Source organism: Bacillus sp. SRB_331 (genome assembly GCF_003264175.1).
Lineage (GTDB): Bacteria > Bacillota > Bacilli > Bacillales > Bacillaceae_G > Bacillus_A > Bacillus_A mycoides.
In genome coordinates, this window is the sequence record NZ_NADV01000044.1 from 74,836 (window position 1) to 97,458 (window position 22,623).

Sequence of the window (22,623 nt, forward strand, 5' to 3'; positions counted from 1 at the left end):
ACTTACTATTTCGTAGTGTTTCATTAAATTATTTTTTCATACGAAATGTCTTTCTTACTTTTATTTGCGAATACAAAAAGGCGTGGCATTACGCCACACCTTTTCATTAAATGAAGTTCCTTGCATCATTATTTCTTCCAAATTTATAAATAGCAATTAAGAAGAATGCTATCGCAAAAGCAAATAAGATTAAAATATTTAAATACAACTCAGAAAATGGAATGCCTTGCTGTAGTTTTGAAATCGTATCTAGTAACCAACGCTGCGGAAGGAAATCAGCTACTTTTTGTACTGCTTTCGGCATAATGTCGTACGGGAAATAACATCCAGCAAGTAAACATGTTGGTACTATTACTATATTTTGCATTGCATTTGAAGCAGTTGAACTTTTTGAAAAAGACACAATGACTAACGATAAACCAATTGCAATTAAAGCGAATATCATAAGCACACCAATCATAACTATGAAAGGCATATTTATAGTTGTGTGAAAAACATTCGTCATAAAGAATACTGCAATTACAATTTGTACTGTTAATATCATCATATTTACTGCGACATTAGATAATATAAATTTCTTTCCGTCAATCGGCGTTGATAATAATCTAAAATACGTTCTGTTCTCTTTTTCTTTTAAAATAAATCCTGATAAGTTCACTGCTGAAAATAACATAAACATAATAAGATAACCCATCGTTTGATTTGTCATATCTTTATTTTTTGAAGTATCTTCAAGTGTCTCAGACTTTACTTTAAATGAACTTTTTTGATAACCAGCGTACATACTATTAAACGTACTTTGATCGGCCCCTGCCACTTTACTAATCGCAGCGATGTTATCAACATAGTTATATAAATACGATTTTATAAATCCTGTTACTTGATCGCCTTTAATCGATGAAATCTCAATATGACTCGGTTTCCCTTCTCGAACACTTTCAGAAAAACCAGACTGTAATGTAATAACACCATCAAGTTTTTTTGAAGTGAGTTTATCTTCCACTTCAGATTCCTTAATTTTACTAACATTTACATGATTGAGTCCTTCTAAAAATTTCACTGTATCATTTGCGATAGGTTGATTTTCTTTATTTATAACCCCAATATTTAACGTTCCTTGCCCTACATTCCCATATATCGAAAAGGAAATGAGCGTTCCTATTATCGGCAAGCTAATAATAATGAGTAGCCCCTTTTTATTTTTCAGAAGCACAGATAACGTTTTTTGTATGAGCCATAAAATATCTTTCATACTATAGCCCCTCCCGTCTACGTAATGCAATAATCGCAATTAATAAGAAGATTGCTGAAATCCCAAGATTTAAAGATATTACCGGCAGTGCCGCTCCTACATCATTTGCATAAATAATTTTCATAATAGCTGTGTTTGCCCACGTTAATGGTGATAAATTCGTAACGGAATTTTCTTCCACTACGAAATACGCACCACCAAAAATAGACGCTAATTGCACAACAACCATAATAATCGCTCTAGATGCCTCACCTGTTTTTGTAATATATCCGATTCCTAAACCGAAGCTAATTGCTAAAAAGACTTCTGTTAGTAAAATAATAAATATGATTCCAATATGGTCGCCCCAATTCGCTTGAAAAACAAATTTACTAAATAAAACGACAAGTAATAGACAAAGTGCATTCGCTACAAGACTACCGAGCACTTTCCCAATGAAAATTTCAGCCTTACTTATAGGTGCTGCAATTAAACGATCTCCTGTTTTACGTATTCGTTCTCCTCGAATTAAAAAACTCGCCCCCATTGCAGCGTACAGTGCAATCATCGTCGTCATTACAACCGCATAGTAATCCATAGAACCTGGTTTTTTAGCAGCTTGTAAAGATGTTTCTTTAATATAATCATTATGATTTCCGTTTGAAATAACTGCGCTAACCTTACTCGGATCTACTTTTTCAACTTCGGCCACTACGTTGTACTTATCAACAAATGTTGTAAGCATGCCTTCCACAATACTTCCCTCAATACTACTTTTGTCACTTCCATAAAATTTTGCACCATCTTTATTTAACTCTACATAAGCAGCATATTTATTTTGCTTCACTTCTTCTTTCCCATCTATACCTTCGGAAGCTTTTTTAAAATGAATACCTGATTTATCGACTTCTTTCGTAAATGCTTCAAATGATTGAGAAAACGTGCTACTTGCTTCATCTTTATATAGCACTTGTATATCCTTAAACGATTGACTATCGCTATTAAATGCATTCGTTAACGCTGTTCCTAACACAAGCATAAGTACAATCGGAAATGCTAACATAAAAACTAAAGTTCTTACGTCCCTGAAATCTCTTTTAATGTGCATCACTGCAATGTTAAAGATGTTCAATTGATGAACCTCCCTTTACCTTTTCTTCATTTACCTTTATTTATCTCGTAAGTTTCTTCCAGTTAACGTAAGAAATACTGTCTCTAAGTTTGGAGCCTGCTCCTCTAACGAACGAATTTCAATGTCATGATTAATGAAATGCTGAATAATTTTATTTAAATTATTTAATCCTGCATCCGAGTTTACCTTGATTACGTTCTCTTCAATTTGAACAGCTTTCACACCATTTATCTCTTTTAAATTTTCTACATCTAAATTTTCTACTGACTTTACTTCAATCCAAATATCTTTCGTATCTGTAATAATCGCTTTTAACTGTTCTTTCGTTCCTTCTGCAATTACTTTACCGTGATCGACAATTGCTATTTTCGTACAAATCTCTTCTACTTCTTCCATGTAGTGACTCGTATAAATAATCGTACTTCCCATTTCATTTAATTTTCGGACAGACTGAAGAATGTAGTTCCTTGACTGCGGATCAATTCCAACTGTCGGTTCATCCATAATAATTAACTTCGGTCTATGAGCGATTGCACAAGCGATATTCAGTCTTCGTTTCATCCCGCCAGAAAAGTTTTTCGGATAACTTTTATGTTTATCACTAAGGCCTACAAATTGAAGTGCTTCCTCTACTCTCGCTTTTAGCTCGACTCCTCGTAATCCATACAATCCAGCAAAGAATTTCACATTTTCATAGGCAGTTAACTCTTCATAAATCGCAATATCTTGCGGAACGATACCGATATTCATTTTCGCAAATCGATTATGTTTCTTTATATTTTTTCCTAGTATGCTAATTTCACCTTCATTACTTCTTAACAAACCAGCAATCATATTAATCGTTGTACTTTTACCAGCACCATTTGATCCTAAAAAGCCAAATATCTCTCCTTCTTTAATAGATAAAGACATATTATCTACTGCGATGAAGTCACCAAATTTTTTCGTTAAATTTTTAATTTCCAATGTATTCATCATTTCACCCCTATTTCGGTTTCTCTGCTTTTATTATAAACAAAAAGAATGAACCTGCTCAGTGCAGAAGTTCACCCTTTTCACATGAGATTATTCACTTTTTTCATATGAGATGATTCATCCCTCATATCGGCAACAACATCGTTACTGAAAAACCACTTGTTCCATCTACAATAATTTTTCCGTTTACTGATGCTGTTCGCTCCTCCATCCCCATAATACCGAGGCCTTTCTTAACAAGAGCTGCCCCCTTACCATTATCCTTCACTTGTACTTTTACCATCTTGTTAAGTACATGAATATCTATTGAGATGACTGTCGCATCAGCGTATTTCATCGCGTTTGTTAGTGCCTCCATAACATTTTCACCAATAATCTTCCACTGAATTGGTGAAATCATATCTAAGTTCCCTTTATATACGAATGGAATATTTATATCATGCTTACCAGCAAATTCCTCTATGAATAATTTCATACGATGAATACCAATTTGCTCAGTTGGTGGCTTCATATTTTTTAATGTAATCCGAATGCTTTCAATTCCATCTTTTGAAATATGAATGGCATTTTGTAATAATTCCGCAGATTTTTCTTTATCTATTTCCATTAATCTCTTTGCTGCTTCCATTTGAATTAGTGCACCTGTCATTGAGTGACCGATTTTATCATGAATTTCTTGAGATAGTCGATTTCTTTCCTCTAATTTAAATGTGTATTCAGATTGCCTTATGTAATCTTTATTTTCATTTAAGCTTTTCGTAAGTCTTTGTATGTCTTTTCTCATTTTATCATTTTGCATTTCTAGTTTTAATAATCGTGCTATATAGCGGTGAGCTATCGTTAAGGAAAAAAAACAAAATGCACTAATAAGTCCATACGTCATTTGAATACCTTCACCTATAAAAATAATAGGAAGAATCATAATGAAAAAGATTAACCATTTCTTTTTTATGTAATAATTTGCAATTTCATATAAGTTCAAAGGTAAAAACAAAATAAAAAACGGATGAACCTTCCATGTAAATAACATAACTACGCCAATTGACACACAAGTTAATATGTTTTTGTACGTATCTTTTTTAAATATAGAGATCAACACATTGACAGAAAGATATAAAAGCAAAGTAAGTATAATCCATGGTAAGTTCGTAACATTTAAATGAATGTAGCTAAACACTATATATAAAAAGACAATAAGTTTACTTACAGTTAACCAAAATTCCATAACATTAATCTACTTTCCCTGTTAAGTAATAAATCGCAATTTGCGTGCGATGTTCTAGTCCAGTTTTCCCTAAAACTGATGTAATATAATTTGCAATCGTTCCTTCAGATATGAAAAGTTGCTTCGAAATTTCTTTATTTGAGAAACCTTTCGCAATTAATGCGATAATACTAAGCTCTCTTTCTGTGAAAAGGCTCTTATCAATTTTAGATTCTTCCTCTTTACTTTCCATTAAATTAGACTTAATTTTATCAAGCACTACATCTTGCATAACAGTTTGACCGTTATAAACTCCTTTTATCGCATCACGAATACGCTCCGGATCATTATTTTTTAATAAATAACCTTTCGCTCCGTTTTTTACTGCGTCCAAAATATATTCATCATCATCAAATGTCGTTAAAATGAGAGGCTTCGTTTTTGTCTCTTCACAAATTAACTTCGTTGCCTCTACCCCGTTCATGTTTGGCATACGAACATCTAAAAGCGCAATATCAACTTCATACTTTTTACAATACGCTACAGCTTCTTTTCCATCATTTACGGTATCTAATACTTCAAACTCTTCATATGTATTTAAAATAATTTTCATACCTTCTCTAATAAAAGAATTATCATCGGCTATTAATATTTTAATTTTCATGTTTGTTAGTATGGACCTTATCCTACTAACATTCACATCCTTTCTCCATGTAGCATTTCCTCTTTGCTCATTATATACTTCTCTTTACCATTTTTTCACACCTTTTTCATATAGCCCTCCTGCTAAAAATATATTATTCTTTTTTTATAACATGTGTAGGGTGACTTATCATTTCTTACGTCTATATAATAGAATGCGTCAAAAAGGAGGGAGAGACCGATTGAGGAAAAACAATTAGTTGCAAAAGCACAGCAAGGAAGCGAACATGCTTTTCGTATCCTTGTACAAACATATCGTCATTATATTTTTCAAGTTATCTTTTCCATTTTAAGACATGAAGAAAATGCTAAAGATGTTACACAAGAAGTATTCGTAAAAATTCACGCCTCTCTCCCAAATTATCAATTTCGCGGATTAAAAACGTGGATGGCACGTATTGCCACCAATCACGCTATTGATTATAAGAGAAAAAAAGCTAGAGAAAACGAAGAACTCTCCTTATGTAAAGAAACTGCGGAAAATATAAAATCCTCTCATAATATTGAGGCATTATTATTGACGAAAGAGCAAAAATTACTCATTGCTCAAAAACTGCGAGAACTTCCCGACAATTACCGTGACGTCGTTCTCGCACATTACTTAGAAGAAAAAAGTTATCAAGAAATTGCTTTGCAAGAAAATATTGAAGTGAAAACAGTCGAAATGAAACTGTATCGGGCAAGAAAATGGATTAAAAAACATTGGAAGGAGGAAGAGTTTCTATGATGCATTATTCAAAAGAAGATTGGCGCAATTATACATTAGATGTTATACCAAACAATGAACGTGAATCTATGGAAGAACATCTTTATGAATGTGATCATTGTTTAGCACTTTATATGGAAAGTATTGATGAACAACACGAAAACCTTCCAATGATAAATGATGATTCATTTACGAACGAAGTTATGACGCAAATTAATTTTGAAACGTTACAGCCTAATGAAAATATAAAAACAAACTCACTAAAGCGCACAATTATTCACTACATAATTGCGACTGCGGCTACAATTATTTTTATGGTAAGTGGTTTATTCCAGTATATTTTCACAGCGACATCAAATTTCGAGAAATCTTCAAAACATAACGAGTCTTCTATCTCACAACAAATTGTAAACAAATCAGTAGACACATCAAAAAAGGACGGAGGTTCAAAGCATGAATAAAAATCCCTTTTTAGCACTTGTGTTAGGGCTAATTCCTGGGCTTGGACATTTATATTTAAAGAAATTCGGACGATTTATTTTATATAGCGGCGGGGCTTTATTTCTATTTATCTTTGCAGCATTTTGTACAATAGCATTAGGAGCGCGTGATATTGCTTTTCTTTCTCTATTTTTACTAGTCGTGTTGTGGGCGATCAATTTATTAGATTTAGTTATCACTATTATTAATCAATCGAAAAAACAAGCAGCCGGAGAATTTACAGAGTCCTCTAAAGAAAGCGAACGATTTTATATCATTCTTCTATCAATCATTCCTGGGCTTGGTCATTTTCAATTAGGACTTATGCAGCGAGGACTTACATTTTTAGTAGCTTGTACAGGAATAGGAAGTATGATTATATTCGTTGCACTCTTAACATCTCAAGAAAGTTTTCTTATCTTCCTTATTACGCTACCTGTTTTATGGATTTATAACTTCTTTGATGTTGTTCAACAACTACAGAAAAAAGAACGCGGAGAGCAACTAGATGACCGTACTATTTTCGAAGAGTTTGAAGAGCACCGAGAACAAGGAAAGAAAAATAAAACATTCGCTTCCATTTTAGCAATGTTTCCTGGAGCAGGACATATGTATTTAGGCTTACAGCGCCGTGGTCTTCAGCTTATGGCAGCCTTTTTACTATCTATTTATTTGCTCGACTTATTAAGACTTTCTGCGTTTTTATTTTTAGTACCAATCATTTGGTTCTATAGCTTTTTTGATGCGTTACAGCAAACTGCAAAATACGGAAAAGAACGTGTAAATGACGAACCTATCATTGACTATTTTATAAATCATCAAAGATGGATCGGTATTGGGTTAATTACACTCGGTGGTTATTATTTATTAGATCAAACAGTCCTTCCTATTTTGAATGACTATTTTGCAACTATATTTAATATTCATCTTAGCGAACTATATTATCGCTATTTCCAAACATCTATCGTTGCTCTCCTTTTAATTGGTGGCGGCTTTAAATTATTACTTGGAAATAAAGAAAACAAAGGTGGTACAAACGAATGAGAACATGGCGCGTTGGAACATTCTCAATGGGGCTCTCCATTATTACATTAGGTTGCTTTTTACTATTTTCAGTCGTAAAAGGAGTTCAAGCATTAGATACATTAACAGCCTGGTGGCCTGTTTTACTTATCATACTTGGCGCTGAAATTTTACTATACCTTCTATTTTCTAAGAAGGAACATTCATTTATTAAATATGATATTTTTAGTATTTTCTTTATCGGAGTTTTAGGAAGTGTTGGAATTGCTTTTTACTGCTTATTATCAACTGGATTGCTAGAAGAAGTTCGTCATTCTATTAACACAACTAGACAAACGAGTAATATTCCAGACGGACAACTTGATATACCTGAATCTATCAAAAAAATCGTAGTGGATGCGGGGCATCACCCTCTAACGATAGAGGGAAATAATACAAATCAAATTCATCTTTTTGGAACATATGAAATGACGACAAAGGCAAATGAAAAACCTAATTTAAAACAAGAGGATTTCCTTTCAGTTCAAACGGCTGGAGAAACGATGTATATAACGTTAAAACCATTACCGGTTCAGCATACGTTTTTTAACTTCGCACCACAGGTGAAACAAACACTCGTTCTTCCGCAAAATAAAAATGTAGAGATCCGCGCTTCGAATAACGAACTATCTCTTTATCCAGGTCAATTACAAAATAATTGGTTTGTACAAAACAGTTCAAACGTATCTGTTCATTTAACTAAAGAAAGTGATGTTTCTTTAACAGCCGTAACAAATCAAAAAGAAACTCACGGAAACACACCTTGGGAACAAGTAGAAGATTTAGCGAAAAAAGAAAATAATTCTTCAGAAGAAAATCTAGAATTAAATGGGCAAGAACATTGGTATAAAAACTCGATAAAAACAGGAAATGGAACGTACAAATTAAATATTGAGAAAGCTTATAATTTAAATATGAGCGTTATCGAAAAATAAGAAACCTTCCACAATTGTGGAAGGTTTTTCTCATATAATCGCTTTTATTCCTTCTAAAATTAATCCAATCATAAAACCACAAACAGCCCCGTTCACACGAATCCACTGCAAATCTTTACCGACATTATTTTCAATCATTTCGATTAATGTTTTATCATCTAACTTATCAAGGTTTTCTTGCACAAGCTTTCCAATTTTCGAATGATTCTTTTCAACAATAGTAACAACTTGTTTTTGTAACCAATCTTCTATTTTTTGAACAGTCAATTCGTCTTCTTTTATTTTATTCATTTGTGTTTGTAAGAATGGAACAACATATTTATCAGCAAATTCTTCATTCTTCACAAAAGTAACTGCCCTACTCTGTACTTGCTCTAGCATCTCTTTTATTTTGTCAGTAGCATCCCAATTTGCAATCCATTTTTCTTTCCACTTCTCTAATTCCTGTAATAAAGATTCATTTTCTTTTACATTTATAATCTCTTGACGAATTTTCGCTAATATAAGTTGCCTTGTGCTATTATCTGCATCTTGTAAGCTGTTAATATTGCTAATGATAAACTTCTGCAAAATGCCGCCGATTTTATCCTCATCAACAATATTCATAAACGATTTCAAAGTAAACTGTAGGAATCCATCTACTTTTATGTTTTCCATCGCCTTCATGCCTAAGCTTCCGAGCTGATAACGTGCTTCATCTTGAGCTGTCCAATCTTTCACTTTTACTAATATGTAATCAAGTGTTTTTTCATCATATTCTTGCACTACTAATTGATCCACGAGAACTTGTAATATGTTACTTGTATTAATTGTATGCAAATACGTTTTTAATTCTTTTTCAATAATAACTGCTAATTTTTCCGTATCTATTTGAAGAATCGCTTTCTCAGCAATTGTTACAATCCCTTTTTTCACAGCGTCAGACTGTAACTCTTTCTCAGCAATTTGCAGTACGATTTGCGCTAGCTGCATTTCTTTTACTTTACTTGTAATACTGTCTTTCGTCAGCCATTCATTTTCTAACGTAGAAACGAGTCCCTTTGTTACCCGCTTACGATTTTTCGGTAATAATGCTGTATGTGGAATTGGGATTCCCAACGGATGACGGAATAAAGCTGTAACCGCAAACCAATCCGCAAGTCCACCAACTAACCCAGCTTCAAATCCCCCTTGAATAATCTCCCCAGCTACCGTTCCTTGAAAAGGGATGGAAGCCGCAAAACCTACGCCCATAACCCCAAGCGAAATACCCGCTATATATTTAGTCTGTAATGACATCGTATACACATCCTCTTATTATGTAAAATAAAGCTTTTTGTTATTTTTATTCGATATTAGCAATCCTTTATATCTATACTATAAAGAACTAGTGCGAAAATAACAAAGAATTTTATGTACATGAAAAAAATGAGGCTGTAAATAGCCTCATTTTTATTTACACGTTAATTCCAAACCTTTCTTATAATACCCATTCATCACGTCTTCCGGAACCATACTCCCACCAGTTCCCCACACAATATGAGTACCTTTCTTCACCTTCTCTGTTAACTGTTGTTTTTGTAAATACTCATTTTCAGCTTTACATACATTCAACGGCCCTATCATACCCGCTAATGCAGAAGGCTCTAAATAAATATTTTCAGTATCAGCCAGTTCTTTTAATAATCTATATAACTCCTCATCACTTACTGTGTAATTTCCACTCAAAAATGGTTCCATCGTTTTACCGACAAATCCAGATGGTCTTCCTACCGCAAGTCCATCCGCATCGGTTACATTATCAATTCCGATATCTTGAACGGCAATTTTATCGTGAAGCCCTGTCATTAAACCGAGTAACATACATGGAGAGTGCGTAGGCTCCGCAAAGAAACAGTGTACGTTGTCTTTGTACAATAACTTTAAACCAAATGCTACTCCGCCAGGCCCACCACCTACCCCGCACGGAAGATAAACGAATAAAGGGTATTCTTCATCTACTACAATCTCTAACTCTTCTAATTGTTTTTGTAAACGTGACGCTGCTACTGCGTATCCTAAAAATAAATCATGCGAGTTTTCATCATCAACAAAATAACAGCTAGGATCTGCATCTGCTTGCAGTCTTCCTTCTTCTACTGCTTTACTATAATCAGCTTCATATTCAATAACGTTTACACCTTTACTTCTTAATAAATCTTTTTTCCATTGTTTTGCGTCTGCTGACATATGGACTGTCACATTGAAACCTAATTTCGCACTCATAATACCGATGCTAAGCCCTAAATTTCCAGTAGAACCTACTGCAATTGAATGCTTCGCAAAAAAACCTCTAAATCTATAACTATCTAAAATTGAATAATCATCTTTCTCTGTTAACATTCCATGCTGAAGTGCCAGTTGCTCTGCATGTTTCAGCACTTCGTATATTCCGCCTCTAGCTTTTATTGATCCTGATATCGGAAGCCCGCTATCACATTTTAATAGTAATTCCCCTAAAATAGGTTGCCCATAACTTTTCTCTAAAGATTGTTTCATAGAAGGTATTTTCACTAAAGGTGATTCTATAATACCGCCTGTTTCCTTCGTTTCAGGAAATACTTTCGCAATATATGGTGCAAAACGCTTTAATCTCTCTTCCGCGTCTTTTACATGTTCTTCATTAAGTGGCGAATTTTTTATTGCTGTTTCATACTTTTCCATATTGGGGTTTATCCAAAATACTTCTTCTGTTGCGATTAAGTTATTTACTAGTGGATATTGCTCTTTTAATGCCTCTATCTCCTTCATTCCTCTTCCTCCTCATATCCTTGTAGATAGCCATATAATAAATTATAATTAAATTAATTTTAATATAGTTTAACATAAATAATTCATTTTAGTTAATTTCAATTTAATTTATTTAAATATAATTTAATAATTATTAAGGAGCATTTATTATGGAAAATATAGATATTGGTAAAAAGATTGAAAAACAAAGAAAAGAAAAAGGATTAACTAGTAAAGAATTAGCAAAGATGGCCGAAATCACACCATCAATGCTTAGTCAAATTGAACGTGGTTCTGCTAACCCTTCTATTCAAACATTAAAGGTACTTGCAAAAGCTCTTGATGTTCCAACATTTAGTTTTTTACTTGAAGAAAATAATACAGACGATTTAATTGTACGTTCTCATAAAAGAAAAAAAATGATTATCGATAATTTATCATATGAATTGTTATCACCTGATTTCACAGGAAATTTAGCAACAGCAATTATGACTATCCCACCAAATACTGCTTCATCAGAAAATGTTCTAGAACATAAAGGTGAAGAATTAGCATTTGTATTAGACGGAAAAATCACATTGCACTTAAATGAAGAAGAATACACATTAGAAACTGGTGATAGCGTAAAAATACCAGCTTATTTAAAACATAAATGGGTAAATCAATTCGAGAAAAATGCGATTGTTTTATTTTCTGTTACTCCGCCGATTTTTTAATTCATATGATGATACAAAAATAGCCATACTCTCCGTGCATGGCTACTTTTATTTTTTTGGTACTAACAAAATCCCTAAACTAATAACAAAAAAACTGAGTATTTGCTGTATTGAAAGACCAAATAGAACTGAATTTTGTTCACTAATAAGTGAAATAATGATATGAGCAATTCCCTCGCAAATTAGAAAAAAGCTTATATTCTTTCCATTTCCTAATCTTTCATTTTTAATCCATAACGAGCCAATTATACCGAGTGCGAGTATAATCTCATACATGAAAATAGGATGATACAAAAATTTTGATTCATATATTTTCATCCCCCACGGCAGTGTCGTTTGTGCACCTACTTCTTGATGGAATATAAAATAAAAGATTATACTCACGCAAAATCCAAAAGGTAATGTATCAAGTAAAATCCGAAGAGAAAATTGCTCTTTTTTACTTTTCCAAAAAATATATATACTCGCAATTACGCATCCTACTATAATATGCTGAATACTTCCTACAGCTAATAATGCTGGCATTGGCGCCCCAATGGCCCATACCGGATTTAAAATTGCCGGTGCGAATTTCCATACTAATACAATGATAAGAAAGCCATTCGTTACTGCATCCATCATTTTTTCATATTGAATATTTTGCTTTTTCATCCTTAGTTTCATTAGAGTAAATCCAAATAGGCTTCCTATTATAAGAGAAACGGGTTGTAACCTCAACATCCACTCCATCACTATGAAATCCCCTCTTAATTCTCAATTATTTTCTTAAACTTCTCTTCTAATTGATCTGGAGGTAATACACCTCGTGCTTGATCTACTATAATTCCATCTTTATTAACGAAAAATGTCGTTGGTAAAGAGAATACTTTATAATCTAATCCAGCTACTCCGTCCATATCTAATAGAACTGGAAATTTAAATCCGTGGCGATCTGCGAATGCACTCGCTTCTTGTATTGGATCCCCGATTGTTGCATTTACCGCAAAGATTTCAACATCCTTTTTATATTTATCATACAAACGAACTAAGTCAGGAGCCTCTATTTCACATGGTCCACACCATGATGCCCAAAAATTAATAACATATGGTTTTCCATTTGCATCGTTTAACGAATAAAGCTTCCCATCTAATCCTTTTAATGTTATGTTCGGCGCTTTAAATCCCACTTGTGGTAATACTTCCTTCTCTTGTAACTCCGCTTGTTTCGCTTTTCTTTCTTTTTCTTCTTTCTTAGTATTATAAAAGTTAACTCCGGCCCAAATTAGTGCCCCAGCTAGTATAATAGCAATTAGTTTCTTCACTTTTCTTCCTCCTCATTTCTAAAATCCCGTAAATCCGCCGAATAGACGAATAAAGAACGCTGTAATTTTCGTCATTTGATTTGTATATAATAAAACCCCTGTTAAAATCATCATTCCACCGCCGATTTTCATCATGACATTGGCATAAGTAACAATCCATTTTACCTTTCCAATAAAAAATGCCATCACGAAAAACGGAACTGCAAAGCCAAGAGTATATGCCGTAATATAAAGAAGCGCACTTTCCGGATTGGTCGCCCCGAGCATAAGCACTGCAGAAAATATCGGACCAACACACGGTGTCCATCCTGCTGCATATGTCATGCCGACCAAAACTGAGCGAATATATCCTGTCGATTTACTTCTATACTGCACTTTTTTCTCTGCCATAAGCCACTTAGGCTGAAACAATCCAGTCATAAATAACCCCATCAAAACAATAAAAACCCCACCAATTTGCTGAATCAATCTTTGATTAGATGAAAAAGTAATCCCAATCCAACTCACCGATAAACCTAACGCATAAAATATAACCGAGAAACCGATCATAAAAAATACTGTATGTATAATCGCTGATTTTTGCATAATTCCACGATTTTCTTTTAAATCTTGAATAGACACACCTGTAATATATGATAAATAAGATGGATATAGCGGTAAAGAACATGGTGATATAAATGAAAGTATCCCAGCCCCTACTACTAGCCAAATTGTTAAATCCGCCGCATTCATTTTATTCCTCCTAGATACACTACAATGCGTAGTGTTTATTATTAAAAAAAGAGGCTATATACACTCTCCGACAATAAGTACAATCGACATACAAAATAGCCCTAACGTTACATATACTGAATTTGTATGTAATGGCATATTCAGCTTAACAACTTTCTCATTCAACACTTGCTCAATTCGTAAATTAATTGCGGTTTTTGCAAACGACGCTGTAATACATTGATTTTCCATCGTTTTTATTTTAATTAACTTTAATAATGCACTACCTAGCTCAAATGAAGATTTCATTTTTTGCATCGCATATTTATCAGCTGATAGCTCTTGATATACATGATAACGCTGCAGCATCCCTTTTAATATAGGAATATACATCATTCCCTCAGCTAACAAGGTAAAGAAAAATAACTTTAATGGATCTCGATTTTTTTGATGATATTCCTCATGTAAAACAATCGCATCAATTTCTTCCTCAGAAAATGTCTGAAACATTCCTTCTGAAATGACAATTTTCGGTCGAAATAATCCAATTGTAAATGCCGTAATCTGTAACGTTGATAATACGTACACTTGCTTTCCTTTTCTAGTAATAGACACGAGATTTCTTTTCAATTTTTTACTATAAAAAAATTGCTTCCAAATTCTTTTACTCATAATGATTACAGTAAATAACAGTAATCCGGCTATCATTATACGAAGTATTGATAGTTCCCTCATATGTTTTTGTAATTCAAATAAACAAAATTGCGAAAGGAAAAATGCTTTATTTTGAAAAAGAAATGGGTATGTAACGTAGTATACTAACATGCTTAAAAAAAGCACACTAATAGTGACTGCTAACAAAACGATTTTACGCATTTGCCACTTCATTTTATCGGTCCTCTTTTTTTAGCCGACTTAATTTCTCTTCTAATTTTTTTATTAAAGATGGATCAGCTTGTTCTAACTCATCTATCATATGGTTCACAACAAGATCTCCAAATTCACCCATTAATTCCTGTGTCATTTTCTTCGTTTGATTAGATAAAAATTCTTCCTTCGTTTGTGTAGTACGATACATACCACTTCTTTTCACAATATGCTTTTCTAAATGTGCTTTCTCTACTAATCTGTTCATAACTGTCATTACAGTATTAAAATTCACCGGGGATTCTTCACTTAATCTCTGTTGCACATCTTTAATGGTAATACCCTCAGTATCCCAAACAATTTCCATTATTTTCGCTTCAAGCGGTCCGAAAAAGTGATTTAACCCTTGCTCATTTAACTTGTAGTTTTGAGTAAACATCGTATGGCCCCTTTCACACTACAGATTGTAGTATAAAATATATAGAAGGTCAAACATAAATGATATTAACTGATACTTAAATGAATCCTAATCTCCACTAATTAGTTATCTGTACCACGTTCGATTCATTGTAAACCTAACTTCTCTCCAAATGTATCATAGAGATAATATTCTAATATTTGCACACTAAATTTCTCATTACGCCCAAGTGCAAATAATTCCCGATCTTTAGCTACGATAGTATCTAATGGAATCACCACATTATCCACTATTTTTGTAATTTCAATTATATTACTTTCTACGTTTACTTCTGTTTTAAATTCAATATTTTCTAATACTATATGTGAACGTCTTCCTGATGCAAAAAAAGTAAAGTTAGGGTTTTAAAAAATTCCAATTTCACTCTCTAACGGATATAAATATTTATAAATTATATCTCTGTGTCCATCTTTTATTATTTTTTCATCTTTTTCATCATCTAAATATTCTTTCACCTTCGCTGCGAACTCAAATCGAAAATCCACTCTTTCACTCTCCCTCTTTTTAGTCTACGCTAATAAATATATTAATATAATTTAACTATATTATAAAATAAGTTCCTATAAAAAGTAAAAACACTTTTGTAAAACTTTTGGTATTCCCTGTACTTTTTAAATATAAATATTCTTTCAACATTCATTAGTACGTCGTTATATTCATTTAAACATATTGTCCCCATATTTCGAAACAATATTTTCCAGTATTATATATCAATAAAGTGAAACTTTAATCAATTGGGATTTTGTTCATCCCCCATTGATTATTAGCCCACACCAATCGGGCGTTTACGGGCAGCAGGGCTCCCACCTAACTGCTTTGCTCCAATCGAATTTTGAGGCGGGAGTTTACTGCCCGCAAATAGCGGGATAAACTGCTTCTAATTCCTTTCTATCCACAGCTATCGACTCCTTATGCTATTTCAATATATTGTTCACTTTATTTCCCCTTATTCATTAAATCACAGAAGGTATGTAACTCCCCACTATCGAATTTTTACATAACAAATATTATTAGGTGGTGCTTTACTATGAAATTAGCTGTCATTGGTGGCGGTGATTTACAAGATCCAAATCACTTGCATATTAATGAACGACTTATAGAATTAACGAATAAACAATACCCAAAAGTATTATTCATTCCTACAGCTAGTCGTGATGATGAAGGATATATAAAGTTATTTTTAGCAACATTTGAAAAGCAATTACATTGTGAGGTTCAAATTTTACGCATTTCAACCGAAACACCTACTAAATATGAAATAGATGAGATGATTCATTCTGCCGATTTAATTTACCTTGGCGGTGGAAATTACGTTCACATGCTTGAACAATGGAAAGAACATAAACTAGATGAAAAGTTACTATTTGCTTTAAAACGTGGAACACTTATTGCAGGATATAGTGCCGGTGCTATGTGCTGGTTCACATCTAGCATTCGTTCAGATTATGAAGGTTCCGGTTATATAGAAAGTAGTGGCTGGGGTATTGTTAACAAAAGATTTTGCCCCCATTACAATCAATTAAATAGAATGAATGCCTTCCATACGTTTTTACAAACTCACCAAGGTAATATAGAAGGTATTGCATTAGAAGATAATTGCGCTTTATATATTACAGAAGGTTCATTTGAAATTATCGGTGAGCCAGATACAGCTTGGGAGTTTTATATGAATAATGGAGAACTCATTAGACAACATTTTGACATAACTTTAAAAAGTTATTTATAAGCATTCATAAAAAAATGTCCCTAAGTATAATGACTTAGGGACATTTTCATCTTTTAACTCACTAATCGTGTAATTCGTTTCTTCTGCCATGAAAGCTTATAATATGCATACTGTAATATTAAGCTGACGATGAATGCAGCTGGATACCCAATCCATATCCCTTCTATTCCAAGGCTCGTATGGTAAGAAAGATAATACGCCACAGGTACTTCAACAAGCCAAATTGATACAACACTGATTACAGTTGGCCATAGTACAGTACCACTTGCTCGCATTGTCGCACTAATAATTTGTGCATGACCGAAAATTAAGTAGCTCCATAATGTAATCATGATTAGACTATGAGCAATGTCAATTGTATTTTGACTTGTTAAAAATAGTGCTAAAATATCTCTTGAGAACAAGTAAATAAGAGATATTAATACACCACCAATGATATAATTCATAATAATTCCGGCCTTAACAACTTTCTGTAATCGATCAAATTGGTTCGCACCAATTGATTGCGCTGCAAAAATTGATACCGTAATACCGAGGCTAACCGCTGGCATTTGTACATAACTTGCAACTTGGTTCACAACACCATACGCCGCTGTTGCATCTGAACCGTACCGATTTACAAATGCGATTACCGCGATCTCTGATAATGAAACTAATATCATATTAATACTCGCTGGAATACCGAGGCGTAACAATAATTTTAATAACTCCCAGTCCATACGAAGATATTTTCTTACTGTCCCGTCTAATTGTAGTGGATGATTTTTCTTCTTTAAATACACTAGCATGACAATAAACGTAATAACTGTAGATATAACTGAAGCATAGGCTGCTCCGTAAACATCTAATTTCGGAGCTCCTAACCAGCCAAAAATAAGAATTGGTAATAAAATCATATTTAGCGCTGTACTTACGATTAAAAAGTAAAATGGCGTTTTTGAATCTCCTGTACCTCTCATAAATGTTGTATATGCAAAATATAAAAATAATACTGGCATAGATATAAATAAAATTCTTGCGTAATGCACACTTATTTCAATAATATTTTCTGGGGTTCCCATAAGACGCATAATATCCATCGCAAAAATACTACCTATTATCGCCAACACGACTCCGATAATAAAAGTAAACGTAAGCGTCGTACCAACGATAGCTTTTAAGCGCTCCTCATTTTTAGCACCAAATGCCTGACCAATTAAAATTGAACTACCAGAACCAATTCCAATTACAAATGAAACGAGTAGGAAAAATAACGGGAAAAATGCCGATATAGCTGCTAGATCATTTACGCCAAGCCATCTTCCTACTACTACCATTCCAAATAACTGTCCAACTGATTGTAATACATTACTTAAAAGTAACGGCACTAAAAACATGGACATCGATTTCCATATCGGCTTATGTTCCGTTTCTGACTTCTGTGACTCTACACCTTCTTTATTGTTATCTGTAGGTGGTTTCAAATTTCATTTCTCCTTTTACTAAAAATCTGTTTTTCAACTTCTATCTCTTTGTATAGTTGTTATAACGATGTGCTTCCATTCATTTTCTTTTCCGTATTATTATAACTTCACCCAATATTGGCTTCCATCAGCTGTTCTATCTAAAAACCCATATTCGATTAAATATCTTCTTAAAGTTACAAAATCCGGGTATACACTTTCTATGACAGTATTTACTTCTTTTTCATTGTACCTTTTATTACTATCAAACTTCGTCACTAAATGGCGTAATATAATTAATTTACGCTTTTGCTTCTTCGGAAATTTAGAAAGCGGTCCATCTAATCCTTCTGTAAAATGTGCTTTTAATACTTCCTCATTTTCTTCTTCCGTAATATTGTAGCGATCATCCACCATCGTTGCTGTTCTATGAATGGGTACAAATTTCGTTTGTACTTTTGATTTTTTTTCTGACAGTTCCATTAACGCTAAAAACACTTTCGCTTGCTTCATTTTTTCTCGAAGTGTAAATCGATGATTACGAATGGTTGATGTACTTCCGCCATCCATCTCTTTTACAATCTCTTTATCATTTAGCCCCATATGGAAAAACTGAACCATTTTCTTTTGCAAATCCGTTAAACCCGTATACTTCTTATCAAGATTTAATAAATAATCAAACATAGACGTATGTTCATTTTGCACATGCAATTGCACAAACTTCTCTGCTTCATACAAAACTTGATTATCTTGATAAATAACCCCCTTAATAAACGCTTCTCCACAAGCTAAACAAATATATTCCTCTGCTTCCGCTTCAAACACATACCCTTTCTTCAATTCCTCAACCGATGCATCCCAAAACTTCTCTGAAATATCACTCACACTAAACACTCCTTCAAAACGTTTATTCAAAAACTAAACAAATCGCAATAACGTTTATTACCACTTCACCATCTTAACATAACACAAACAAACATTTCAACGTTCCGTTTACCCATTTTATAAACTTTTATAAAAAAATCTATTAAACAAATTAAAAAAGGACTTAAAGCAACGAAAAGCGAATGTGTTTAATAAATGAATTTAGGATGTGAAACAAAACATGACTATTCTGCACGACCCTTGGTTTACTGTTAAACAAATCGCTCGAAATACATATGCGATTAGTGAATATGGACATTGGGAGAAAGTACATTCCTTCTTACTTGTAGGCGATACCACCGCACTCCCTATCGATACTGGACTAGGTATCGATAATATGAAACGTATAACGGACCAACTAACAAACTTACCAATTACAGTTGTCACAACACACGTTCATTGGGATCATATCGGTAGTCACTCACAATATGAAGAAATCTATGTACATGCTTTAGAAGAAGATTGACTCATTAACGGCATAAAAGGACTTCCTATTACTCAAATTAGGCACGACATCGCTCGTGACATTACTAAACCTACACCTAAAACATTTCAACCTGAAACATTCAATCCATTTCAAGGAACACCAACAAAATTACTACAGGATGGAGACATTATTGATATCGGAAATAGGAAAATTCAAATTATACATACTCCAGGTCACTCACCAGGATATATTTGTATATACGATTATGAAACTGCGTTTTTATTCACAGGAGATTTACTTTATGAAGGCACGATTTTTGCGTTTTATCCATCGACAAATCCTGTAGACTTAGTTCAGTCTCTAAACAAAATTACAAACTTCTCTCCTATTAAACAAATTTACGGTTCACATCATACACTTGGTCTTTCTCCTACTATATTGAAAGAAGTAAAATACGCTATTCAATATTTAAGTGATAACAACCTCGTTCAACATGGAACCAACATTCACTCATTCCAAAACTTCAGTATTCAATTTTAACTACAAAAAAGGTGTTTCCACATATAGAAACACCCTTTTTACCCTTTATATATTTTATAAACAACTTCCACTAAAACTTTACTCGCTTGTACAAATACATGTTTTCGCTTTCCATCCTCAGCGAATCTATTTGAGCAGCCATTCATAATCATCATACAACTAATTATGACTAGCACTACACTTCTATTCTTGTTAGTCACTTTATGCCACTCCACTATTAAAAACTTCATTTAAATTTATCCTATCAAAAAATTTTACACGAATAATAAACCGAAAGAATATGCAATTCTGCATATTCTTTCGGTTTATTACGATGTTGTGATTTAATTTAGTTAAATAACACGTATAACGAGGTGACTAACTTTAAGTTTAAAGCGAAAAAAAATCCATTTCACGTCATTTTTATTACATTATTTATAATTATTTTTTTCATTTCGCTATTCTTCCAAAACGAAAATTCTATTTTTTCACTCTTATGATGCTGTTAAATATCGTGAATCTCTCTTCATTCTATTTCTCTCACTACAACATAACGGAATCTTCTCTTATTGTAAAACACGGTTTCATATTACGTACTGAAATTCCATTTGAAGATATTCGTCACATTAAATACTCTGGCAAAACACTCCGTTCAGAAAAATGGACTAGGCAGCAATTAGAAATTGATTATAATTTATTTGACTCTGTGACAACTTTCGTACCACAAGAAGAAGAAAAATTCATTTCACTCTTAAAAGAGAACTGCCCACATATGAAAGTAATGAATACGTCTTCTAACAAATAATATCTTTTGGAGCTTGCAGTATTACAAGTGGCGGAAACATAAAATAAATATCAAAAAAAGCCAAGATTCTAAACTAAGAACCTTGGCTTTTTCTATTACTCTTTCGGAGCAATCATTTTTTTCGGATCTACAATTTCATCAAATTGCTCTTCTGTTAATAGGCCCGATTGCAATGCTGCTTCTTTTAAAGTTAACCCCTCTTTATGAGCATGCTTCGCAATTTTCGCTGCATTTTCATATCCTATATGCGGGTTTAATGCAGTAACAAGCATTAATGAACGATTCACATTCTCTTTAATTACTTCTTCATCCGCTTCAATGCCAACTGCACAATTATCATTAAATGAAACAATTGCATCTGCTAATAAGTGAGCGGATTGTAAGAAGTTATATGCAATAACTGGTTTAAATACGTTTAGCTCAAAATTACCTTGGCTCGCAGCAAATCCGATTGTTGCGTCATTTCCCATCACTTGCGCTACAACCATCGTTAACGCTTCACTTTGCGTTGGATTTACTTTACCTGGCATAATAGAGCTTCCTGGCTCATTTGCCGGAATAATAATTTCTCCTAGACCACTACGTGGACCACTTGCCAGCCAGCGTACATCGTTAGCGATCTTCATTAAATCAGCTGCTAATGCCTTTAATGCACCATGCGTATATACAACTTCATCATGGCTCGTTAATGCGTGGAACTTATTTGGTGCAGAAATAAATTGCTTACCTGTAAATTGGCTAATTTCCTCTGACACCATCTCACCAAATTTAGGATGAGCATTAATACCTGTTCCAACTGCAGTACCACCAATTGCAAGCTCTTTCATATATGTATTGCTCTCTGCAATCATACGCTCTGTTTTTTCAAGCATACGGTGCCATCCGCTAATTTCTTGTCCTAATGTTAACGGTGTTGCATCTTGTAAGTGTGTACGACCAATTTTTATAATATGTTCAAATGCAGTTACTTTTTCTGCTAAAGTTTCTTTTAATTTCGTAATTGCCGGTAATACGTGATTTTCTACTGCAATTACACATGCTACATGAAGCGCTGTTGGAAATGTATCATTTGAACTTTGAGACATGTTCACGTCATCATTCGGATGAATATGTACGTCAGATCCCTTATCTTTCAAAATTTGATTCCCTCGATTTGCAATTACTTCATTCACATTCATGTTTGACTGTGTACCGCTACCCGTTTGCCATACAACAAGCGGAAAATGTTCATTCCATTTCCCTGCAATTACTTCGTCAGCTGCTGCCACAATTGTTTCTGCTTTTTCTTCTGATAACTTTCCTAATTTTTGATTGCTAAGCGCTGCACTCTTCTTTAAAATGGCAAATGCTTTTACAATTTCAAGCGGCATTTGCTCTGTTCCAATCGGGAAGTTTTCTTTACTACGTTGTGTTTGTGCTGCCCATAATTTATCAGCTGGAACTTTTATTTCTCCTAATGTATCTCTTTCAATTCTGTACTCCATTTTTTCATCCCCTTGAAAATATAATACCTACATCTCTTATATTAACAG

General features: G+C 33.5%; 22 protein-coding genes and 3 pseudogenes. 8 read left to right on the plus strand and 17 right to left on the minus strand.

The genetic code is table 11. From position 1 onward, the window contains the following. Positions 1-106: 106 nt before the first annotated feature. The 5 genes from B5P42_RS26070 to B5P42_RS26090 form a co-directional block, all read right to left on the minus strand. Positions 107-1,252: an ABC transporter permease gene (locus B5P42_RS26070; RefSeq protein WP_002086373.1), complete on the minus strand. Its 1,146-nt coding sequence runs from the start codon at positions 1,250-1,252 to the stop codon at positions 107-109. A 1-nt stretch (position 1,253) separates the two neighbouring features. Then, entirely contained in the window at positions 1,254-2,363 is a 1,110-nt protein-coding gene (locus B5P42_RS26075) for an ABC transporter permease (protein WP_113735561.1), read from the minus strand. Positions 2,364-2,399: 36 nt separating this feature from the next. Further along, positions 2,400-3,338, minus strand: a complete 939-nt coding sequence (locus tag B5P42_RS26080) for an ABC transporter ATP-binding protein (RefSeq protein WP_113735562.1) — start codon at positions 3,336-3,338, stop codon at positions 2,400-2,402. A gap of 124 nt (positions 3,339-3,462) precedes the next feature. After that, entirely contained in the window at positions 3,463-4,563 is a 1,101-nt protein-coding gene (locus B5P42_RS26085) for a sensor histidine kinase (RefSeq protein ID WP_078203058.1), read from the minus strand. 4 nt (positions 4,564-4,567) lie between these two features. Continuing rightward, positions 4,568-5,206: a response regulator transcription factor gene (locus B5P42_RS26090; protein ID WP_002012250.1), complete on the minus strand. Its 639-nt coding sequence runs from the start codon at positions 5,204-5,206 to the stop codon at positions 4,568-4,570. A gap of 276 nt (positions 5,207-5,482) precedes the next feature. On the opposite strand from B5P42_RS26090, the gene B5P42_RS26100 reads away from it, so the two are divergent. From B5P42_RS26100 to exsE, 4 genes are read left to right on the plus strand one after another with little or no spacing between them, the layout of a single operon-like run. Further along, the gene (locus B5P42_RS26100; protein ID WP_113735563.1) at positions 5,483-5,971 is read left to right on the plus strand and encodes an RNA polymerase sigma factor; all 489 of its coding nucleotides are present in this window, start codon (positions 5,483-5,485) and stop codon (positions 5,969-5,971) included. Then, positions 5,968-6,411, plus strand: coding sequence for a hypothetical protein (locus B5P42_RS26105; protein ID WP_113735564.1), 444 nt, complete (start codon positions 5,968-5,970; stop codon positions 6,409-6,411). The genes B5P42_RS26100 and B5P42_RS26105 overlap by 4 nt, the downstream gene beginning before the upstream one ends. Further along, entirely contained in the window at positions 6,404-7,474 is a 1,071-nt protein-coding gene (locus tag B5P42_RS26110; protein WP_016119984.1) for a hypothetical protein, read from the plus strand. The genes B5P42_RS26105 and B5P42_RS26110 overlap by 8 nt, the downstream gene beginning before the upstream one ends. After that, a complete protein-coding gene (exsE, locus tag B5P42_RS26115) occupies positions 7,471-8,427 on the plus strand; it encodes an exosporium protein ExsE (protein ID WP_113735565.1) in 957 nt (318 codons plus the stop codon). Before B5P42_RS26110 ends, exsE begins: the two co-directional genes overlap by 4 nt. Positions 8,428-8,457: 30 nt before the next feature. On the opposite strand, the gene B5P42_RS26120 is transcribed toward exsE, so the two are convergent. After that, positions 8,458-9,705, minus strand: a complete 1,248-nt coding sequence (locus B5P42_RS26120) for a DUF445 domain-containing protein (RefSeq protein WP_113735566.1) — start codon at positions 9,703-9,705, stop codon at positions 8,458-8,460. Positions 9,706-9,858: 153 nt separating this feature from the next. After that, complete coding sequence (locus tag B5P42_RS26125) at positions 9,859-11,196, minus strand: D-serine ammonia-lyase (RefSeq protein WP_113735567.1); 1,338 nt, start codon at positions 11,194-11,196, stop codon at positions 9,859-9,861. A 149-nt stretch (positions 11,197-11,345) separates the two neighbouring features. Between B5P42_RS26125 and B5P42_RS26130 the strand changes: the two genes are divergently transcribed. Further along, positions 11,346-11,891: a helix-turn-helix domain-containing protein gene (locus B5P42_RS26130; protein WP_002012259.1), complete on the plus strand. Its 546-nt coding sequence runs from the start codon at positions 11,346-11,348 to the stop codon at positions 11,889-11,891. Between the two features lie 48 nt (positions 11,892-11,939). Here the strand turns inward: B5P42_RS26130 and B5P42_RS26135 are convergent, their stop codons facing one another. The 6 genes and pseudogenes from B5P42_RS26135 to B5P42_RS26160 all read right to left on the minus strand — a co-directional run bounded on the left by B5P42_RS26135 (position 11,940) and on the right by B5P42_RS26160 (position 15,733). Further along, positions 11,940-12,623 (minus strand): prolipoprotein diacylglyceryl transferase family protein, encoded by a 684-nt coding sequence (locus B5P42_RS26135; protein WP_113735568.1) that lies wholly within the window; start codon positions 12,621-12,623, stop codon positions 11,940-11,942. Between the two features lie 14 nt (positions 12,624-12,637). Beyond that, a complete protein-coding gene (locus tag B5P42_RS26140; RefSeq protein WP_113735569.1) occupies positions 12,638-13,192 on the minus strand; it encodes a TlpA family protein disulfide reductase in 555 nt (184 codons plus the stop codon). 18 nt (positions 13,193-13,210) lie between these two features. Beyond that, on the minus strand, positions 13,211-13,924 hold the full coding sequence (gene ccdA, locus B5P42_RS26145; protein WP_002031088.1) for a cytochrome c-type biogenesis protein CcdA: 714 nt from the start codon (positions 13,922-13,924) through the stop codon (positions 13,211-13,213). 54 nt (positions 13,925-13,978) lie between these two features. Then, a complete protein-coding gene (locus tag B5P42_RS26150) occupies positions 13,979-14,791 on the minus strand; it encodes a M56 family metallopeptidase (RefSeq protein ID WP_113735570.1) in 813 nt (270 codons plus the stop codon). Between the two features lies 1 nt (position 14,792). Next, positions 14,793-15,209: a BlaI/MecI/CopY family transcriptional regulator gene (locus B5P42_RS26155; RefSeq protein WP_113735571.1), complete on the minus strand. Its 417-nt coding sequence runs from the start codon at positions 15,207-15,209 to the stop codon at positions 14,793-14,795. A gap of 125 nt (positions 15,210-15,334) precedes the next feature. Further along, a pseudogene (locus B5P42_RS26160) lies at positions 15,335-15,733 on the minus strand (DUF3942 family protein). A gap of 542 nt (positions 15,734-16,275) precedes the next feature. Between B5P42_RS26160 and B5P42_RS26165 the strand changes: the two are divergent. Next, positions 16,276-16,974 (plus strand): peptidase E, encoded by a 699-nt coding sequence (locus B5P42_RS26165; RefSeq protein ID WP_002031081.1) that lies wholly within the window; start codon positions 16,276-16,278, stop codon positions 16,972-16,974. A 53-nt stretch (positions 16,975-17,027) separates the two neighbouring features. Here B5P42_RS26165 and B5P42_RS26170 read toward each other — a convergent pair whose 3' ends face one another. Next, positions 17,028-18,437, minus strand: a complete 1,410-nt coding sequence (locus B5P42_RS26170) for an MATE family efflux transporter (protein ID WP_002086395.1) — start codon at positions 18,435-18,437, stop codon at positions 17,028-17,030. Between the two features lie 99 nt (positions 18,438-18,536). After that, a complete protein-coding gene (locus tag B5P42_RS26175) occupies positions 18,537-19,301 on the minus strand; it encodes a DUF2087 domain-containing protein (RefSeq protein WP_113735572.1) in 765 nt (254 codons plus the stop codon). 220 nt (positions 19,302-19,521) lie between these two features. On the opposite strand from B5P42_RS26175, the pseudogene B5P42_RS26180 reads away from it, so the two are divergent. After that, positions 19,522-20,307, plus strand: a pseudogene (locus B5P42_RS26180) (MBL fold metallo-hydrolase). Between the two features lie 38 nt (positions 20,308-20,345). Here B5P42_RS26180 and B5P42_RS26185 read toward each other — a convergent pair. Then, positions 20,346-20,537, minus strand: a complete 192-nt coding sequence (locus tag B5P42_RS26185) for a hypothetical protein (RefSeq protein ID WP_002141208.1) — start codon at positions 20,535-20,537, stop codon at positions 20,346-20,348. Positions 20,538-20,660: 123 nt separating this feature from the next. Here B5P42_RS26185 and B5P42_RS26190 point away from each other — a divergent pair. Next, a pseudogene (locus B5P42_RS26190) lies at positions 20,661-21,091 on the plus strand (PH domain-containing protein). Between the two features lie 95 nt (positions 21,092-21,186). Here the strand turns inward: B5P42_RS26190 and fumC are convergent. Continuing rightward, positions 21,187-22,575: a class II fumarate hydratase gene (fumC, locus tag B5P42_RS26195; RefSeq protein WP_113735573.1), complete on the minus strand. Its 1,389-nt coding sequence runs from the start codon at positions 22,573-22,575 to the stop codon at positions 21,187-21,189. Positions 22,576-22,623 lie beyond the last annotated feature (48 nt).

Bases quoted from the DNA above. Each gene is read 5' to 3' on its own strand.
- B5P42_RS26150 (WP_113735570.1), bottom strand. From the start codon at position 14,791: ATGAAGTGGCAAATGCGTAAAATCGTTTTGTTAGCAGTCACTATTAGT.
- fumC (WP_113735573.1), bottom strand. From the start codon at position 22,575: ATGGAGTACAGAATTGAAAGAGATACATTAGGAGAAATAAAAGTTCCA.
- B5P42_RS26110 (WP_016119984.1), top strand. From the start codon at position 6,404: ATGAATAAAAATCCCTTTTTAGCACTTGTGTTAGGGCTAATTCCTGGG.
- B5P42_RS26125 (WP_113735567.1), bottom strand. From the start codon at position 11,196: ATGAAGGAGATAGAGGCATTAAAAGAGCAATATCCACTAGTAAATAAC.
- B5P42_RS26085 (WP_078203058.1), bottom strand. From the start codon at position 4,563: ATGGAATTTTGGTTAACTGTAAGTAAACTTATTGTCTTTTTATATATA.
- B5P42_RS26185 (WP_002141208.1), bottom strand. From the start codon at position 20,537: ATGAAGTTTTTAATAGTGGAGTGGCATAAAGTGACTAACAAGAATAGA.
- ccdA (WP_002031088.1), bottom strand. From the start codon at position 13,924: ATGAATGCGGCGGATTTAACAATTTGGCTAGTAGTAGGGGCTGGGATA.
- B5P42_RS26105 (WP_113735564.1), top strand. From the start codon at position 5,968: ATGATGCATTATTCAAAAGAAGATTGGCGCAATTATACATTAGATGTT.
- B5P42_RS26120 (WP_113735566.1), bottom strand. From the start codon at position 9,705: ATGTCATTACAGACTAAATATATAGCGGGTATTTCGCTTGGGGTTATG.
- B5P42_RS26070 (WP_002086373.1), bottom strand. From the start codon at position 1,252: ATGAAAGATATTTTATGGCTCATACAAAAAACGTTATCTGTGCTTCTG.
- B5P42_RS26090 (WP_002012250.1), bottom strand. From the start codon at position 5,206: ATGAAAATTAAAATATTAATAGCCGATGATAATTCTTTTATTAGAGAA.
- B5P42_RS26165 (WP_002031081.1), top strand. From the start codon at position 16,276: ATGAAATTAGCTGTCATTGGTGGCGGTGATTTACAAGATCCAAATCAC.
- B5P42_RS26155 (WP_113735571.1), bottom strand. From the start codon at position 15,209: ATGTTTACTCAAAACTACAAGTTAAATGAGCAAGGGTTAAATCACTTT.
- B5P42_RS26130 (WP_002012259.1), top strand. From the start codon at position 11,346: ATGGAAAATATAGATATTGGTAAAAAGATTGAAAAACAAAGAAAAGAA.
- exsE (WP_113735565.1), top strand. From the start codon at position 7,471: ATGAGAACATGGCGCGTTGGAACATTCTCAATGGGGCTCTCCATTATT.
- B5P42_RS26080 (WP_113735562.1), bottom strand. From the start codon at position 3,338: ATGAATACATTGGAAATTAAAAATTTAACGAAAAAATTTGGTGACTTC.